General features: G+C 35.2%; 14 protein-coding genes. 13 read left to right on the top strand and 1 reads right to left on the bottom strand.

Annotation, left to right across the window (positions count from 1 at the left end; genetic code table 11):
- Positions 1–16 precede the first annotated feature (16 nt).
- The 7 genes from rplK (at position 17) to P8625_RS06675 (ending at position 10,977) form a co-directional block, all read left to right on the top strand.
- Positions 17–454: a 50S ribosomal protein L11 gene (gene rplK, locus P8625_RS06705; protein ID WP_279652691.1), complete on the top strand. Its 438-nt coding sequence runs from the start codon at positions 17–19 to the stop codon at positions 452–454.
- A gap of 20 nt (positions 455–474) precedes the next feature.
- Positions 475–1,167 (top strand): 50S ribosomal protein L1, encoded by a 693-nt coding sequence (gene rplA / locus P8625_RS06700; protein ID WP_279652690.1) that lies wholly within the window; start codon positions 475–477, stop codon positions 1,165–1,167.
- Positions 1,168–1,188: 21 nt separating this feature from the next.
- Positions 1,189–1,707, top strand: a complete 519-nt coding sequence (gene rplJ, locus P8625_RS06695) for a 50S ribosomal protein L10 (RefSeq protein WP_279652689.1) — start codon at positions 1,189–1,191, stop codon at positions 1,705–1,707.
- A 49-nt stretch (positions 1,708–1,756) separates the two neighbouring features.
- Positions 1,757–2,131, top strand: a complete 375-nt coding sequence (rplL, locus tag P8625_RS06690; protein WP_279652688.1) for a 50S ribosomal protein L7/L12 — start codon at positions 1,757–1,759, stop codon at positions 2,129–2,131.
- A gap of 236 nt (positions 2,132–2,367) precedes the next feature.
- Positions 2,368–6,177 (top strand): DNA-directed RNA polymerase subunit beta, encoded by a 3,810-nt coding sequence (gene rpoB, locus P8625_RS06685; protein ID WP_279652687.1) that lies wholly within the window; start codon positions 2,368–2,370, stop codon positions 6,175–6,177.
- A 98-nt stretch (positions 6,178–6,275) separates the two neighbouring features.
- Positions 6,276–10,550 carry a DNA-directed RNA polymerase subunit beta' gene (gene rpoC / locus P8625_RS06680; RefSeq protein WP_279652686.1) on the top strand — a complete coding sequence of 1,425 codons (4,275 nt, stop codon included), beginning with the start codon at positions 6,276–6,278 and terminating at the stop codon, positions 10,548–10,550.
- A 118-nt stretch (positions 10,551–10,668) separates the two neighbouring features.
- On the top strand, positions 10,669–10,977 hold the full coding sequence (locus P8625_RS06675; RefSeq protein ID WP_279652685.1) for a DUF3467 domain-containing protein: 309 nt from the start codon (positions 10,669–10,671) through the stop codon (positions 10,975–10,977).
- A gap of 56 nt (positions 10,978–11,033) precedes the next feature.
- On the opposite strand, the gene P8625_RS06670 is transcribed toward P8625_RS06675, so the two are convergent.
- Entirely contained in the window at positions 11,034–11,720 is a 687-nt protein-coding gene (locus P8625_RS06670; protein WP_279652684.1) for a Crp/Fnr family transcriptional regulator, read from the bottom strand.
- Between the two features lie 102 nt (positions 11,721–11,822).
- On the opposite strand from P8625_RS06670, the gene P8625_RS06665 reads away from it, so the two are divergent.
- The 6 genes from P8625_RS06665 to ccoS all read left to right on the top strand — a co-directional run bounded on the left by P8625_RS06665 (position 11,823) and on the right by ccoS (position 18,072).
- Positions 11,823–14,195 (top strand): heavy metal translocating P-type ATPase, encoded by a 2,373-nt coding sequence (locus tag P8625_RS06665; RefSeq protein ID WP_279652683.1) that lies wholly within the window; start codon positions 11,823–11,825, stop codon positions 14,193–14,195.
- Between the two features lie 5 nt (positions 14,196–14,200).
- Positions 14,201–14,533, top strand: coding sequence for an AraC family ligand binding domain-containing protein (locus P8625_RS06660; RefSeq protein ID WP_279652682.1), 333 nt, complete (start codon positions 14,201–14,203; stop codon positions 14,531–14,533).
- A gap of 2 nt (positions 14,534–14,535) precedes the next feature.
- Positions 14,536–15,201, top strand: a complete 666-nt coding sequence (gene deoC / locus P8625_RS06655; protein WP_279652681.1) for a deoxyribose-phosphate aldolase — start codon at positions 14,536–14,538, stop codon at positions 15,199–15,201.
- Positions 15,202–15,330: 129 nt separating this feature from the next.
- Positions 15,331–16,029 carry a purine-nucleoside phosphorylase gene (gene deoD, locus P8625_RS06650; protein ID WP_279652680.1) on the top strand — a complete coding sequence of 233 codons (699 nt, stop codon included), beginning with the start codon at positions 15,331–15,333 and terminating at the stop codon, positions 16,027–16,029.
- Positions 16,030–16,080: 51 nt separating this feature from the next.
- Positions 16,081–17,442 carry an oxygen-independent coproporphyrinogen III oxidase gene (gene hemN, locus P8625_RS06645; RefSeq protein ID WP_279652679.1) on the top strand — a complete coding sequence of 454 codons (1,362 nt, stop codon included), beginning with the start codon at positions 16,081–16,083 and terminating at the stop codon, positions 17,440–17,442.
- 465 nt (positions 17,443–17,907) lie between these two features.
- A complete protein-coding gene (gene ccoS / locus P8625_RS06640; protein ID WP_279652678.1) occupies positions 17,908–18,072 on the top strand; it encodes a cbb3-type cytochrome oxidase assembly protein CcoS in 165 nt (54 codons plus the stop codon).
- Positions 18,073–18,096: the final 24 nt, after the last annotated feature.

The following is an 18,096-nucleotide window of genomic DNA, read 5'->3' as shown; positions in this document are numbered from 1 at the left end:
CGTTAAATCTTAAACAATGGCAAAAGAAGTAAGTAAATTAGTAAAACTACAAGTTAGGGGAGGTGCAGCGAATCCGTCGCCACCAGTTGGACCCGCTTTAGGTGCTGCCGGTGTTAACATCATGGAGTTCTGTAAGCAGTTTAATGCTCGTACACAGGACAAGCAAGGTAAAGTATTACCTGTGGTGATTACAGTGTATAAAGACAAATCGTTCGATTTTGTTGTTAAAACACCACCAGCTGCAGTACAATTATTAGAAGCGGCCAAAATTAAGAAAGGTTCTGGTGAACCTAATAGGAAAAAAGTAGCAAGCGTTTCTTGGGATCAAATTCGTGGAATTGCAGAAGACAAAATGGTAGATATGAATGCCTTTGAAGTAGCCTCTGCAATGAGAATGATCGCTGGAACAGCTCGTTCTATGGGATTAACAGTAACAGGTGATGCTCCTGCATAAACTTAAAAGAGATTTAGAAAATGGCAAGATTGACTAAAAAACAAAAAGAGGCTCGTGCTAAAATAGATAGCTCTAAAGTTTATAATTTAAGTGAAGCATCAGCTTTAGTTAAAGATATAACAAACGTAAAGTTTGATGCATCTGTAGATTTAGCGGTACGTTTAGGAGTAGATCCTCGTAAAGCAAATCAAATGGTACGTGGAGTGGTAACATTACCTCACGGAACTGGTAAAGATGTAAAAGTTTTAGCATTAGTTACTCCAGATAAAGAAGCAGAAGCTAAAGAAGCGGGTGCAGATTATGTTGGATTAGACGAGTACCTTCAAAAAATTAAAGGAGGTTGGACTGATGTTGACGTTATTATTACTATGCCTAGTGTAATGGGTAAATTAGGTCCGTTAGGACGTATATTAGGTCCTCGTGGCTTAATGCCTAACCCAAAAACTGGTACAGTAACTATGGATGTTGCAAAAGCAGTACAAGAAGTAAAAGCTGGTAAAATCGACTTTAAAGTAGATAAAACTGGTATTGTACACGCTGCAATCGGAAAAGCATCTTTCGATGCTACGAAGATTACAGAAAATGCAAATGAGTTAATTCAAACATTAATTAAATTAAAGCCAACAGCGGCCAAAGGAACATACATTAAGAGTATTTTTATGTCTTCTACGATGAGTCCTAGTGTTGCTGTAGATGTAAAATCTGTATCGTAAGGCAGTTAAAACTTTTTAATTATGACTAGAGAGGAAAAATCACAGGTAATACAAGATTTAACAGCACAATTAGCAGATACAAGCACCATCTATTTAGCAGACATTTCTGGTTTAGATGCGGCGACTACATCGAACTTACGTAGAGCTTGTTTTAAAGCAAACGTACAATTGGCTGTTGTAAAGAATACATTGCTTTCAAAAGCAATGGAAGCTTCTGATAAAGACTTTGGAGAGTTACCAGAGGTATTAAAAGGAAATACTTCAATGTTAATTGCTGAGACAGCAAATGCACCAGCAAAAGTAATCAAAGAGTTCAGAAAAAAATCAAAAGACCGTCCTTTATTAAAAGGAGCGTATGTTGAAGAGGCAGTATATGTTGGAGACGACCAGCTAGATGCACTTGTAAACATCAAGTCTAAAGAAGAACTTATTGGAGATATTATTACCTTATTACAATCTCCTGCTAAGAATGTTGTTTCAGCATTACAATCAGGTGGTGGTAAGTTATCAGGTATCTTAAAAACATTATCAGAAAAATAAGTACGCGCACTAATAAACTAAATAAATAAAATTTTTAAAAACAATTAAAATGGCAGATTTAAAAGATTTCGCAGAACAATTAGTTAACTTAACAGTAAAAGAAGTTAATGAATTAGCTGATATTTTAAAAGAAGAGTATGGTATTGAGCCAGCGGCAGCTGCAGTAGCAGTAGCAGGACCAGTAGCAGGTGGAGGTGATGCAGCAGAAGAAAAAACTGAGTTTGATGTAATCTTAAAAGCAGCAGGTGCTTCTAAATTAGCAGTTGTAAAGTTAGTTAAAGAATTAACTGGATTAGGATTAAAAGACGCTAAAGGTATTGTAGATAGCGCACCAGCTCCAATCAAAGAAGGAGTATCTAAAGACGAGGCTGAAGGTCTTAAGAGTTCTTTAGAAGAAGCAGGAGCTGAAGTAGAGCTTAAGTAAGCTATACTCCCGAATTTAAAAACGGGAAAAAACAATAAAGGTTTAGGTACTAAAAATTACGGTTTTTAGGCCTAAACCATTTTGCGTATATATTCGTTCTTTATTTTCACAATTTTTTATATTGTGAGTTTACGATTATAAAGGGCTGATTTTTAATCAGTAAAAGCAATTAAAATTGCAGTATTGAAACAAGTTAGTTTCAAAAATAATATTTTTAATTAAAAATAGCATCTCTTTTGGCAACGACAAACACTACTGAAAGAATTAACTTCGCTTCATCGCAGTTAGGAGCTGATTATCCAGATTTTCTAGATATACAGGTAAAATCTTTCCAAGATTTTTTTCAATTGCAAACCAAAGCGGAAGAGCGAGGAGAAGAAGGTTTGTATAAAACTTTCATGGATAACTTCCCGATTACAGACACGCGTAATCAATTTGTATTAGAATTTTTAGACTACTTTGTAGACCCGCCAAGATACAGCATCCAAGAATGTATAGAACGTGGATTAACGCATAGTGTACCTCTAAAAGCACGTTTAAAATTATATTGTACCGATCCAGAACACGAAGATTTTGAAACTATTGTTCAAGATGTGTATCTAGGTACAATTCCGTATATGACAAACTCAGGTACCTTTATTATTAATGGTGCAGAAAGAGTTGTGGTATCGCAATTACACCGTTCACCAGGTGTGTTTTTTGGGCAATCATTCCACGCTAACGGAACCAAATTATACTCTGCAAGAGTAATTCCATTTAAAGGTTCATGGATTGAATTTGCTACCGATATCAATCAGGTAATGTATGCCTATATTGATAGAAAGAAAAAATTACCAGTAACAACGTTATTCAGAGCCATAGGTTTTGAAAGAGATAAAGATATTTTAGAAATATTTGATTTAGCAGAAGAAGTAAAAGTTTCAAAAGCTGGATTAAAAAAGGTATTAGGGCGTAAATTAGCGGCAAGAGTATTAAAAACTTGGCATGAAGATTTCGTAGACGAAGATACAGGAGAAGTGGTATCGATTGAGCGTAACGAAATAATCTTTGACCGTGATACCATCATAGAAAAAGAACACATTGATGAAATAATCGAAGCAGGTGCTAAAACGGTGTTATTACACAAAGAAGACAACCAGCAAGCAGATTACGCCATTATTCACAATACATTACAAAAAGACCCTACAAACTCTGAAAAAGAAGCTGTAGAGCATGTATATAGACAATTACGTAATGCCGAACCGCCAGACGAGGAAACAGCAAGAGGAATTATTGAAAAATTATTCTTCTCTGAACAACGTTATAGCTTAGGAGAAGTAGGACGTTTTAGAATGAATACAAAACTTGGTTTAGATGAAGATTTAGACCAAAAAGTATTAACGAAGAACGATATCATTACTATCATTAAGTACTTAATTGAGTTAATCAATTCAAAAGCAGAAGTAGATGATATCGACCACTTATCTAACCGTCGTGTTAGAACTGTAGGAGAGCAATTAGCAGGTCAATTCGGTGTAGGTTTAGCACGTATGGCACGTACCATTCGTGAAAGAATGAATGTTCGTGATAACGAAGTATTTACGCCAATCGACTTAATTAATGCGAAGACCTTATCTTCAGTAATTAACTCTTTCTTTGGAACCAACCAGTTATCTCAGTTCATGGACCAAACCAATCCATTAGCAGAGATTACCCATAAGCGTCGTTTATCAGCTTTAGGACCAGGAGGTTTATCACGTGAGAGAGCAGGTTTCGAGGTGCGTGACGTTCACTATACACACTACGGTCGTTTATGTCCGATTGAAACACCTGAAGGACCAAACATTGGATTGATTTCTTCTTTAGCTGTTTATGCGAAAGTAAACAACATGGGATTCATCGAAACTCCTTATAAGAAAGTAGAAGAAGGAACAGTCTTAGACGAAGAACCGATATATTTAAGTGCAGAAGAGGAAGAAGGAATGAAGATTGCACAATCTAACTTACCAGTTGCTAACGATGGAAAGATAGAAAGTGATAGAGTTATCGCTCGTGAAGAAGGAGATTTCCCAGTAGAGAGCCCAGAAGCAATTAATTATATGGACGTCGCTCCAAACCAAATTGCATCAATTTCGGCATCGCTAATTCCTTTCTTAGAACACGATGATGCGAACCGTGCACTGATGGGATCAAACATGATGCGTCAAGCCGTTCCATTATTGCGTCCAGAATCTCCAATTGTAGGTACTGGTTTAGAGCGTAGAGTAGCAAAAGACTCTCGTATCTTAATCAATGCTGAAGGAGCTGGAGTTGTTGAGTATGTAGATGCCAACAGAATTACTATCAAGTACGACAGAACAGAAGAAGAGCGCATTGTAAGTTTTGATTCTGATGAAAAATCGTATGACTTAATTAAGTTTAGAAAAACCAACCAAGGTACAAACATCAACCTAAAACCTATTGTAAAAGTAGGAGATAGAGTTGAAGAAGGACAAGTACTTTGTGAAGGATATGCAACACAAAAAGGAGAATTAGCTTTAGGTAGAAACATGAAAGTAGCCTTTATGCCTTGGAAAGGGTATAACTTCGAGGATGCGATTGTGATTTCTGAAAAAGTAGTTCGTGAAGATATCTTTACCTCTATTCATATCGATGAATACTCGTTAGATGTACGTGATACAAAACTAGGAGCAGAAGAGTTAACCAACGATATTCCTAACGTTTCAGAAGAGGCTACTAAAGACTTAGATGAAAACGGAATGATTCGCATTGGAGCAGAAGTAAATCCAGGTGATATCTTAATTGGTAAGATTACACCAAAAGGAGAGTCTGACCCAACTCCTGAAGAAAAATTATTACGTGCTATCTTTGGTGATAAAGCGGGTGATGTAAAAGATGCATCATTAAAAGCTTCTCCATCATTAAGAGGTGTTGTAATCAATAAAAAACTATTTAAACGTGCTGTAAAAGATAAGAATAAGCGTGCTCGTGATAAAGAAGCAATTGCAACTTTAGAAGCGTCTTATGTATCTAAATTCGACTCGTTAAAAGAGGTATTAGTTGAAAAATTATTCAACTTAGTATCAGGTAAAACTTCACAAGGAGTATACAACGACCTTGGAGAAGAAGTATTACCAAAAGGAAAAAAGTTCACACAAAAAATGTTAAATTCTGTTGAAGATTTTACACATTTAAGTGGTACTTGGACTACCGATAAAGACCTAAATCAATTAGTTGTAGAGCTAGTTCATAACTATAAGATTAAAGTAAACGATTTACAAGGAGTTTTACGTCGTGAGAAATTCACAATTTCTGTAGGAGACGAACTACCAGCAGGAATTTTAAAGCTAGCTAAAATTTACGTTGCGAAGAAACGTAAGTTAAAAGTAGGAGATAAGATGGCAGGGCGTCACGGAAACAAAGGTATTGTTGCACGTATCGTACGTCAAGAAGATATGCCTTTCTTAGAAGACGGAACACCTGTAGATATCGTGTTAAACCCATTAGGGGTACCATCTCGTATGAATATTGGTCAGATTTATGAAACTGTTCTTGGATGGGCAGGTCAAAAATTAGGTCAAAAATATGCGACACCTATCTTTGATGGAGCAAAAATTGATGAAATCAATAAATTAACAGACGAAGCAGGAATACCACGTTACGGGCATACTTATTTATATGACGGTGGTACAGGTCAGCGTTTCGACCAGCCAGCAACTGTAGGAGTAATTTATATGATTAAGTTAGGTCACATGATTGAAGATAAGATGCACGCACGTTCTATCGGACCTTACTCATTAATTACACAACAACCATTAGGAGGTAAAGCTCAGTTTGGAGGTCAGCGTTTTGGTGAGATGGAGGTATGGGCATTGGAAGCCTACGGTGCATCAAGTATCTTACGTGAAATCTTAACTGTGAAGTCTGATGATGTATTAGGTAGAGCTAAAACTTACGAATCTATCGTTAAAGGAGAAGCAATGCCAGAACCAGGCTTACCAGAATCTTTCAACGTATTAATGCACGAACTTAAAGGTTTAGGATTAGACGTTAAGTTAGAAGAATAATCACAGTGAAATGTCTCAGAGTGAAAACTCTGAGGCAAATCATTTTTTCAATATCAGTCTTTTTAAAAGACATTTATTTTTAATTCGAATCCATTATCATGGCAAGAAAAAACGAAAAATACACTGTTAAGAAGTTTAACAAAATTTCAATAGGTTTAGCATCACCCGAGTCTATTTTAGAGGCTTCTAAAGGAGAGGTGTTAAAACCAGAAACTATTAACTACCGTACACACAAACCAGAAAGAGATGGGTTGTTTTGTGAGCGTATCTTCGGTCCTGTAAAAGACTATGAGTGTGCGTGTGGTAAATATAAAAGAATTCGATATAAAGGTATCGTTTGTGACCGTTGTGGTGTTGAAGTTACTGAGAAAAAAGTACGTAGAGATAGAGTAGGACACATTAACCTAGTAGTACCAGTAGCACATATTTGGTACTTTAGATCATTGCCTAACAAAATGGGATACCTTTTAGGGTTGCCCTCTAAGAAGTTAGACATGATTATTTACTACGAGCGTTACGTAGTAATTCAACCAGGTATTGCTAAAAATGCCGAAGGAGAGCCATTACAAAAAATGGATTTCTTAACTGAGGAAGAATATTTAGATATTCTAGATGAACTTCCACAAGAAAATATGTACTTAGAAGATTCTGACCCTAATAAGTTCATTGCTAAAATGGGAGCAGAATGTTTAATCGATTTATTACAAAGAATCGACTTAGACGCTTTATCATACGAGTTACGACACAAAGCCAATACCGAAACTTCAAAACAACGTAAAAACGAAGCCTTAAAACGTTTAAATGTTGTTGAAGCATTTAGAGAATCTCAACAAAATAGAGAGAACAATCCAGAATGGATGATTATGAAAGTAATTCCGGTAATTCCACCAGAATTACGTCCATTAGTACCATTAGATGGAGGTCGTTTCGCAACATCAGACTTAAATGATTTATACCGTCGTGTAATTATCCGTAACAATCGTTTAAAGCGATTGATGGAAATTAAAGCACCAGAAGTAATTTTACGTAACGAAAAGCGTATGTTACAAGAATCGGTAGATTCATTATTTGACAACACACGTAAATCTTCAGCAGTAAAAACAGAGTCTAACAGACCGTTAAAATCATTATCTGATAGTTTAAAAGGAAAACAAGGACGTTTCCGTCAAAACTTATTAGGTAAGCGTGTTGATTATTCTGCACGTTCGGTAATTGTTGTTGGACCAGAGTTAAAATTATACGAATGTGGATTGCCAAAAGACATGGCGGCTGAATTATACAAACCTTTTGTTATTCGTAAATTAATCGAAAGAGGAATTGTTAAGACAGTAAAATCTGCAAAGAAAATAATTGATAGAAAAGAACCTGTTGTTTGGGATATCTTAGAAAATGTAATTAAAGGACACCCAGTTTTATTAAACCGTGCTCCTACCTTACACCGTTTAGGTATTCAAGCTTTCCAACCAAAATTAATTGAAGGAAAAGCAATTCGTTTACACCCATTAGTATGTACGGCATTCAACGCCGATTTCGATGGAGATCAAATGGCGGTTCACTTACCATTAGGACCAGAAGCTATTCTAGAAGCACAATTATTAATGCTAGCTTCTCATAATATCTTAAACCCTGCTAACGGAGCACCAATTACGGTACCTTCACAGGATATGGTTTTAGGGTTGTACTACATGACAAAAGAAAGAAAGTCAACTCCAGAAGTTCCTATTAAAGGAGAAGGATTAACTTTTTATTCTCCAGAAGAAGTAACGATTGCTTACAACGAAGGTAAAGTAGACTTAAATGCAGGAGTAAAAGTAAGAACGAAAGACTTTAACGAAAACGGAGAGTTAGTAACCCAATTAATTGAAACTACGGTAGGTAGAGTATTATTCAACGAAGTAGTACCAGAGCAAGCAGGATATATCAATGAGGTATTAACTAAAAAATCGTTGCGTGGAATTATTGGTAATATCTTAAAAGTAACCGATATTCCATCAATAGGAAAATTCTTAGATGATATCAAAGGAATGGGATATAAATTTGCCTTCCAAGGTGGTTTATCATTCTCATTAGGAGATATCATTATCCCAGAAGAAAAACATAGCATGATTGCCGAAGCTAATAAAGAGGTAGACGTAATCGTTATGAACTATAACATGGGTATGTTAACACAGAAAGAACGTTACAATCAGGTAATTGATGTTTGGGGTTCTACCAACAACCGATTAACTGAATTATCTATGAAACGTTTACGTGAAGACCAACAAGGATTTAACTCGGTATTTATGATGTTAGATTCTGGAGCCCGTGGATCGAAAGAACAGATTCGTCAGTTAACAGGTATGCGTGGATTAATGGCGAAACCTAAAAAATCGACTGCCGGAGGTGGAGAGATTATTGAAAACCCAATTTTATCAAACTTTAAAGAAGGGTTATCAATTTTAGAATACTTTATCTCAACGCACGGTGCACGTAAAGGTCTTGCCGATACCGCATTAAAAACTGCCGATGCAGGGTATTTAACACGTCGTTTGGTAGATGTATCTCAAGATGTTATTGTAAACGAAGAAGATTGTGGTACCTTAAGAGGATTAGAAGTTTCTGCATTAAAGAAGAATGATGAAATCGTTGAATCTTTAAGTGAAAGAATTGCAGGACGTACCGCACTATATGATGTGTATGCACCTTCTTCTGATGAATTGTTAGTAGAAGCAGGAGAGTTAATTACTCCAGTTTTAGCAGATAAAATAGATGCTTCAGGAATCGATAAAGTAGAAGTACGTTCGGCATTAACATGTGAGTCTGAAAAAGGAATCTGTGAAAAATGTTACGGACAGAGTTTATCAACTGGTAAAAAAGTTCAAAGAGGTGAAGCTGTGGGTGTAATTGCTGCACAGTCGATTGGAGAACCAGGTACTCAGTTAACCTTACGTACGTTCCACGTTGGTGGGGTTGCAGGTAACATTTCCGAAGAAAATAAACTCATAGCGAGGTTCGACGGAAACGTAGCTATCGATGATTTAAGAACAGTTAAAGGAAAAGACAACGAAGGAACTGAAGTAGACATCGTAATTTCTCGTACTGCAGAAATTAAAATTATAGATAAGAAAACGAACATTACCTTAAGCACGAATATTATTCCTTACGGTTCTATTATTTTTGATAAAGATCGAAAGACGATTAAAAAAGGACAGGTAGTTTGTCAATGGGATCCATTTAACGGAGTTATTGTATCGGAGTTTGAAGGAAAAGTAAAGTTTGACAATTTAGAGCAAGGAATCAATTACTCTGTAGAAATTGACGAACAAACAGGTAAGCAAGAAAAAGTAATTACCGATTCTAAAAACAAGAAAATTATTCCTTCTTTAATTATTGAAGATGCTGATGGAAATGCATTGCGTTCATACAGTTTACCTGTAGGCGCTCACTTAATTGTAAATGATGGAGATAAAGTTGAAACTGGTAAAACATTAGTAAAAATTCCTCGTAAGTCTGGTAAAGCAGGAGATATTACAGGAGGTTTACCACGTGTAACAGAATTATTTGAAGCACGTAACCCTTCTAATCCAGCGGTAGTAGCAGAAATTGATGGAGTAGTTTCATTTGGTAAAATTAAGCGTGGTAATCGTGAAATTATTATCGAATCTAAGACTGGTGATGTTAAGAAATACTTAATTAAATTATCGAACCAAATCTTAGTTCAAGAAAACGACTTTATCAAAGCAGGAATGCCATTGTCTGACGGAGCTATTACGCCTATCGATATCTTAAATATCAAAGGACCTTCAGCAGTACAAGAGTACTTAGTAAACGAAATTCAAGAAGTATATCGTTTACAAGGGGTGAAGATTAATGATAAGCATTTCGAGGTAGTTGTACGTCAAATGATGCGTAAAGTAAGAATTATTGATTCAGGTGATACCTTATTCTTGGAAAATCAATTAGTTCATAAAACTGACTTCATCAAAGAAAACGACGAAGTTTACGGAATGAAAGTTATTGAAGATTCAGGAGATTCTACTAACTTAAAAGCAGGACAAATAGTTACGGCGAGACAGTTAAGAGATGAAAATTCTTTATTACGTAGAGAAGATAAAAACTTAGTAGTAGCACGTGATGCTCAACCAGCAACAGCCGAGCAAGTATTGCAAGGTATTACAAGAGCATCGTTACAAACGAAGTCATTTATCTCGGCTGCATCGTTCCAAGAAACTACTAAAGTATTAAACGAAGCCGCTGTAAACGGTAAAGTTGATCATTTAGAAGGATTGAAAGAAAATGTAATTGTAGGTAAACGTATACCAGCAGGTACAGGAATGAGAGCTTATGAAGACATCATCGTCGGACCTAAAGATGAAATAGAGCAAAGTTTATAGATTAAAATTTAATCGTTTCAATGTTTAAAAGTTGGATTGTTAACGTAATTTATTTACCGATGCAATTCAACTTTTTCTTTAACAATTACTTGATATAACTATTAAAAAACATACGATTATGGCAGAAAATAAAGAACCACAATTAAATATAGAATTAGATCAGGAAGTAGCAGAAGGAACCTATAGTAATTTAGCTATTATAAATCACTCTGTTTCAGAGTTTATAGTAGATTTCATCAATATTATGCCAGGTGTTCCCAAAGCAAAAGTAAAATCAAGAATTATCTTAACACCACAGCATGCGAAGCGTTTGTCAAAAGCATTGGCAGATAACATTCGTAAGTTCGAACAAGCACACGGTGAAATAAAAGATTATGAACAACCACCAATTCCAATGAATTTTGGAGGAACCACAGGTGAAGCATAAAAAAAATCGTCTAATTTATTTAGACGATTTTTTTTATTTATTTGTATAGGCTAAGCTTAAAAACCTTCCGAAAGTTCTCTTAATGCTTTTATATCATTAATAAAAATTTCTTTCCCTTTTAAGTCAATAAGTTTTTTCTTTTTAAATTCAGATAGCAAGCGAATGGCACTTTCGGTAGCCGTGCCAATAATATTGGCAATGTCTTCTCTTGATAAGGAAATATTCATAGAGCCATTTTCATTTTTATCAAACTTAGCATCTAACAACAATAGCGTGGCAGCTAAACGTTGTTTTACTGTTTTTTGAGCCATATCAACAATAACATCATCTGCTTCCTTCAAAGAATTTGCCATTTTCTTTAAAATATCCATAGAGAAACTAGCGTTGTTCTCTAAATCTCTAAGAATTTCTTCCTTAGGAATAAAACAAACTTCCATGTCATTTACTGCGATGGCTTTTAAATTAGAAGCCTCATTGTTTATTAAACTGCGTTCGCCTATGATATCTCCTTTTTTAATTAAATGAATAATTTGATCTCGACCATTATCACTCATTTTAGAAACTTTACAAACGCCATCTTTAACACAAAAAATACCATTAATGTATTCACCTTCATCAAAAAGTACTTCTCCTTTTTTTACTATTTTTGAAGTTTTACATCCCGTCACCCTAATCAATTCCTCTTTAGTCAAAGCTTTTAAAGAATTGAATTCCCGAACGATGCATTGTTCACACTTGCTCATAAATATGCCTTTTTTAACTGTTCAAAGATACATAAAAGCTGACAATTATCATGTTTTAATATAATATCTTATTAGATATTTGTGCCAGGCAAAAGAGTAAATATGGAAAGCACAACATGTTTTCATTGTGGTAACGAGTGCGATACAAAAAAAAATACAATAGAGGATAAATTTTTCTGTTGTAATGGATGTAAAACGGTTTTTGAAATTTTTTCAGAGAACGATTTAACTTGTTATTACGATTTTCAAAGCAATCCAGGAGCCATCCCCGAAGAGATAAAAGGAAAATATGATTTCTTAGATAATGAGGCTATTGTAGACAAGTTAGTAGAGTTTAACGATGGCAATATTCAAGTTGTTAATTTATACATTCCGCATATACACTGTAGCTCATGTATTTGGGTTTTAGAAAACTTACATAAACTACAGGAATATGTATCTTCATCACAAGTTAATTTTCCGAAGAAAACCGTACGAATTACTTATAATTCTGAAAAAACCTCGCTCAAAGAAATAGTACTATTGCTAAGTTCTATTGGGTACGAGCCTTATATTAGTTTAGAGGATTATGAGGTAGGGAAGAAGAAAATAGACCGTAGTTTAATCTACAAATTAGGAATAGCAGGTTTTGCCTTTGGAAATGTGATGTTTTTATCTTTTCCCGAGTATTTTGAAGTATCAGAATATTGGTTAGAACAATACAAAGGCATCTTTCGCTGGTTAATGTTTATATTTTCGTTGCCTGTGGTTTTTTATGCGGGGCAAGACTATTTTATTTCTGCATACAAAGGACTACGTTCAAAAATATTGAATATCGATGTTCCTATTGCCTTAGGAATCTTAGTGCTTTTTGTGCGTAGTACCGCAGAAATTGTGTTAGATTTAGGAACAGGCTTTTTTGATAGTTTAACAGGGTTGGTGTTCTTTTTATTATTAGGGAAATTTTTTCAGCAAAAAACCTATAACTTCCTGTCATTTGAACGTGATTACAAATCGTACTTCCCTATTGCAGTTACCAAAATAACTTCCGATAAAAAAGAAGAAAACATACAACTTTATGATGTTACGAAAGGAGACAGGCTGTTAATTAGAAATCAAGAATTAATTCCTGTTGATGGAATTTTAATAAACGGAGAAGCAAAAATAGATTACAGTTTTGTTACAGGCGAAGCGGTACCCGTTACGAAAAAATCGGGCGATAAGCTATTTGCAGGAGGAAAGCAACTGTCAGGAAGTATAGAAATGGAAGTGCTAACTTCAGTTTCACAAAGTTACTTAACACAGTTATGGAGCAACGATGTATTTCAAAAAGATAAAAATTCATCATTTAAAACCTTAACCGATAAAATAAGTAAAAACTTTACCATCATAGTACTGTCCATAGCGTTTGTATCTACAGCCTTCTGGTTGTACTACGATTCAAGCGCAGCATTAAATGTATTTACCTCGGTATTAATTATTGCATGCCCCTGTGCAATAGCCTTGGCAGCACCATTTACCTTAGGAAATATCCTGCGAATTTTTGGACGAAAGAAGTTTTATTTAAAAAATGCGACTGTAGTAGAACAATTGGCAGCAGTAAATTCAGTTATTTTTGATAAAACAGGTACCCTTACTACCAATAAAGAAAATACCATAACCTATGAAGGCGAAGAACTAAATACAACTCAAAAGTCCATTTTAAAAAGTTCTTTAAGATCATCAAACCACCCATTAAGCAGAATGTTGTATGCTTCTTTACAAGAAGAAATGTTACCAGTTGATGCTTATCAAGAATATGTAGGAAAAGGAATTGAAACAAGCTATCAACAAACAAGATTAAAAATAGGTTCGTCTTCTTTTGTAGCAAATGCAAAAGAACAAGCCAACTTAGATACGTCCGTACACATTAGTGTCAACGACGAGTATAAAGGAAAATTCGTATTTAAAAATGCTTATAGAAAAGGAGTAAAAAACCTATTCTCTAATTTGAATAAAAACTATGAACTATCAGTAGTTTCGGGAGACAATGAAGGAGAGAAAACTTTTTTAAAAGAATTATTACCTAAAGAAACAACATTCTTATTCAATCAAAAGCCACAAGATAAACTACACTATGTCGAAACGCTACAAGAGCGCGGAGAAAGTGTATTGATGGTTGGAGACGGATTAAACGATGCAGGCGCCTTAGCACAAAGTAATGTAGGAGTTGCATTATCAGAAAATATCAACGTATTTTCGCCTGCTTGCGATGCCATTTTAGACGCCACAAAATTTAGTGAGATAGGAAGTTATATCAAAGCATCACAAAAATCGATACAAATCATAAAGTATTGCTTTTTATTATCGTTACTATACAATGTTGTGGGACTTTATTTCGCAGTAACAGGACAGTTAATGCCAGTAATAGCAGCCATTTTAATGCCGCTCAGTTCAATTAGTGTAGTCGTGTTTACCACCATAGCAACCAACATGTTAGGTAGAAAAATAAAATAAAAATTATGCAAGTAGCCTCATTTTTAGAAGATATAAAATTTAATGAACTCAAACCAGCAGTGTCTTTAGTATTAGATACAGAGTTCTCAAAAGAAATACGAGTGGTATTCAAAAAAGGGCAAACTATGGAAGATCACCAAGCCCCATTTGCAATCATTGTTCAAATAGTAAAAGGAGCTATCGATTTTGGAGTCGCAGGAGAAGTAAAACAAATAGTTACTGGAGATATCATTTCATTAAAACCACAAGTAGTACATAATCTAACAGCTACTGAAGAAAGCATCGTACGGTTATCATTATCAAAATTAGATACGTTAAAAAGAGTAAAAGAAGTATAATTATGAATATTAATAAATACATCGATCATACGTTACTAAAAGCTACAGCAACAAAAGCCGAGATCGTAAAACTATGTGAGGAAGCCAAAGAATATAACTTTTATGCAGTTTGTGTAAACGGGTGTTATGTAGAGTTGGCAGCCAAAGAGTTAGAAGGGACAGAGGTAAAAGTAGCAGCCGTAATAGGATTTCCTTTAGGAGCAATGACAACCAAAGCCAAAGTTTTTGAAGCCAAAGAGTGTATAAAAAATGGTGCTTCAGAAATTGATATGGTTATCAATATTGGTAAGTTGTTAGCAGGCGATGAGAATTATGTAGAAAAAGAAATTCGCTCAATAAAAGAAGCAATAGGAGAAAAGATTTTAAAAGTGATTTTTGAAAACTGTTACCTATCGAAACAACAAATAAAAACAGTAAGTCAATTAGCTGTAGAATCAGGAGCTGATTTTGTAAAAACATCTACAGGGTTTGGTACGGGGGGCGCCACTTTTGAAGACGTTATGATTATGGATAGCGTTGTAGATGGTAAAGCCCAGATAAAAGCGGCAGGGGGCATTAGAGATATCCAAACAGCGCTACAATATATAGAGAAGGGTGTTACACGCTTAGGAACCTCTTCAGGAGTAGCGTTAGTAACAAGTGGTATTTCAAACAAAAATGAGTACTGATAAAACAAATGTATTTTTAGCCAATAGCCAATAGCCAATAGCCAATAGCCAATAGCCAATAGCCAAGAACCAAGAGCCAAGAGACAAGAGACAAGAGACAAATTTTAAAATTATCCAACGACAAAAAATATGAGTGTACATATAGGAGCAAAAAACGGAGAAATAGCAGAAACTGTTTTATTACCAGGAGACCCTATGCGGGCCAAATGGATAGCCGAAACATTTTTAGAAAACCCAGTTTGTTATAACGATGTTCGTGGTATGTTAGGATTTACAGGAACCTATCAAGGAAAACGAATTTCAGTACAAGGAACAGGAATGGGAATTCCTTCTACGTTAATTTATACACACGAATTAATTACCGAATACGGCGTAAAAAATTTAATAAGAGTAGGTACTGCCGGATCGTATCAAAAAGAAGTTAAAATCCGCGATATCGTTATTGCCATGGCAGCTTCCACAAATTCCGGATTGAATACGAAGCGCTTTCACGGTGCCGATTATGCCCCAACAGCAAGTTTTGAATTGTTCTTAAAAGCAATCGACGCTGCCAAAAGAAAAGGAATCTCATTAAAAGCAGGGAATGTGTTGAGTTCAGATGAATTTTATGCCGATGAGTTTGAAAGCTATAAAAAATGGGCAGCCTATGGGGTGCTTTGTGTAGAGATGGAAACCAACGGATTGTATACAGTAGCAGCGAAAAACAACGTCCAGGCATTATCTATTTTAACCATCTCAGATAGTTTGGTTACAGGAGAAAGAACGACTGCCGATGAAAGAGAACAAACCTTTAAAGAAATGATAGAAATCGCATTAGAATTGGCTTAATGTCACCTCAAATGCAGATGAGAGGTCTTAACAATGCGCAAAAACAAAGACATGAATTCACTTATTCAAAAATACAACATTCCAGGGCCAAGATATACAAGTTATCCAACCGTTCCGTATTGGGATAATGATACCTTTTCAAAAGAAAAATGGATACAAACGTTTAAACAATCGTTTATAGAAAGTAATTCTTCAGAAGGAATCAGCTTGTACATTCATTTACCATTTTGCGAGAGTTTGTGTACGTTTTGTGCCTGCCACAAACACATAACAAAACGCCATGAAATGGAAAATCCGTATATAGAAACCGTTTTAAAAGAATGGCAATTGTATGTAGATTTGGTAGATGAAACACCGATAATAAAAGAAATTCATTTAGGAGGAGGAACCCCAACATTCTTTTCTGAAGAACAATTGAAACGATTAATAGACGGAATTTTTCTCCATGCACAAAAACACCCTGAACACGAATTCAGTTTTGAAGGACATCCAAACAATACGACAAAAGAACACTTACAAACGCTATATGATGTAGGATTTACAAGAGTGAGTTTTGGCGTACAAGATTACAATCTAAAAGTACAAGAAGCCATTCATCGAATACAGCCTTTTGAAAACGTACAAAACGTACATACTTGGGCAAAAGAAATAGGATACACATCGATTAGTCACGATTTGGTATTCGGACTTCCGTTTCAAACCAAAGAAAATGTAATCGATACCATTAACAAAACCAAAGAATTACAACCCGATAGAATTTCATTTTACAGTTATGCCCATGTACCCTGGGTAAAAGGAGTAGGGCAACGCGGATTTAACGAAGACGATTTACCAAAAAATGAAGAAAAACGAGAGTTGTATGAAATAGGAAAAGAGTTGTTTGCAGAAATGGGGTATATCGAAATAGGAATGGATCATTTTGCACTACCCACCGATAGTTTATACAAAGCAACTGAGGAGAAAACCTTACACCGTAACTTTATGGGGTACACTGCGAACAAAACACAATTAATGGTTGGGTTAGGCATGTCGTCAATCTCTGATTCTTGGTACGGATTTGCACAAAATGTGAAAACGGTAAAAGAGTACGAAAAAATTGTAAACGAAGGAGAAATCCCTGTGTTTAGAGGGCACATATTATCTGAAGAAGATTTAATCATCAGAAAACATATCTTAAACATTATGTGTCATTTTTCCACTTCGTGGGAATCGGCTTCGTTGCAGATAGAAAACGTAGAAGCTCATATCGAAAAGTTAGACGAAATGATTGACGACGGTTTGGTTTTTATTGAAGGAGAAAAGCTAACCGTTCCAGAAAAAGCAAGACCCTATGTGCGAAACATCTGTATGGCATTCGATAAAAAATTACACGAAAAACAACCCGAAACAAAGTTGTTTTCAATGACAATTTAAACTAGGAGTTAATAGTCAGGAGTCAGGAGTCAGGAGTCAGGAGTTAGGAAGTGACATTTGAGCATTTTAAATAAAATTCTAGTCATTTCGAAGGAGTGGTAACGACTGAGAAATCTGTTTCTTATGACTTCGAACTTAGCAGTTAACAACACAATAGCGAGGTTTATCGTAAAGGATAAAAAAAGGAAACCTTCACTGCGAAAAAACGAAATAACATGAAGTTTTTATGGCAGTCTTATGAGTGGGATGACGAATTGAAAAATTATTGTGTATGTAACGTGCTTACAATCAATAATGTTAATTGGTTTTTAACAATAAAACAGCTTAGAGTGGTTGCAATACTACTGGTTTTTAGTATCTTTCAAACTGTGTTTTGAATTTTGTGAGAAATTTTTAAACATGACAAATATCATGTTTTAAGAAAACCTTCACATTTATCTTTGAATCATAATTATCAGGCAAAATATGAGCGTTATTTATTTACTACTCACACTAAGTATTCTAGTGGCTGTTATTTTCTTTATAGCATTTATTGTTTCAGTAAAAAGCGGGCAGTACGACGATTCGTACACGCCGTCGGTACGTATGTTGTTTGATGATGAACTGGTAAAAGAAGAAACAAAGAACTAACAAGTAACAACAGATATTAAATTC

This window comes from Tenacibaculum tangerinum, from assembly GCF_029853675.1.
In the GTDB taxonomy this organism is placed as follows: Bacteria; Bacteroidota; Bacteroidia; order Flavobacteriales; family Flavobacteriaceae; genus Polaribacter; species Polaribacter tangerinum_A.
Note: the sequence above shows the minus strand (reverse complement) of the source record. Positions and strands in the feature narration are given on the sequence as shown.

Coding starts and splice junctions, on each gene's coding strand:
- rplK (WP_279652691.1), top strand. CDS start 17: ATGGCAAAAGAAGTAAGTAAATTAGTAAAACTACAAGTTAGGGGAGGT.
- rplA (WP_279652690.1), top strand. CDS start 475: ATGGCAAGATTGACTAAAAAACAAAAAGAGGCTCGTGCTAAAATAGAT.
- rplJ (WP_279652689.1), top strand. CDS start 1,189: ATGACTAGAGAGGAAAAATCACAGGTAATACAAGATTTAACAGCACAA.
- rplL (WP_279652688.1), top strand. CDS start 1,757: ATGGCAGATTTAAAAGATTTCGCAGAACAATTAGTTAACTTAACAGTA.
- rpoC (WP_279652686.1), top strand. CDS start 6,276: ATGGCAAGAAAAAACGAAAAATACACTGTTAAGAAGTTTAACAAAATT.
- P8625_RS06675 (WP_279652685.1), top strand. CDS start 10,669: ATGGCAGAAAATAAAGAACCACAATTAAATATAGAATTAGATCAGGAA.
- P8625_RS06670 (WP_279652684.1), bottom strand. CDS start 11,720: ATGAGCAAGTGTGAACAATGCATCGTTCGGGAATTCAATTCTTTAAAA.
- P8625_RS06665 (WP_279652683.1), top strand. CDS start 11,823: ATGGAAAGCACAACATGTTTTCATTGTGGTAACGAGTGCGATACAAAA.
- P8625_RS06660 (WP_279652682.1), top strand. CDS start 14,201: ATGCAAGTAGCCTCATTTTTAGAAGATATAAAATTTAATGAACTCAAA.
- deoC (WP_279652681.1), top strand. CDS start 14,536: ATGAATATTAATAAATACATCGATCATACGTTACTAAAAGCTACAGCA.
- deoD (WP_279652680.1), top strand. CDS start 15,331: ATGAGTGTACATATAGGAGCAAAAAACGGAGAAATAGCAGAAACTGTT.
- hemN (WP_279652679.1), top strand. CDS start 16,081: ATGAATTCACTTATTCAAAAATACAACATTCCAGGGCCAAGATATACA.
- ccoS (WP_279652678.1), top strand. CDS start 17,908: ATGAGCGTTATTTATTTACTACTCACACTAAGTATTCTAGTGGCTGTT.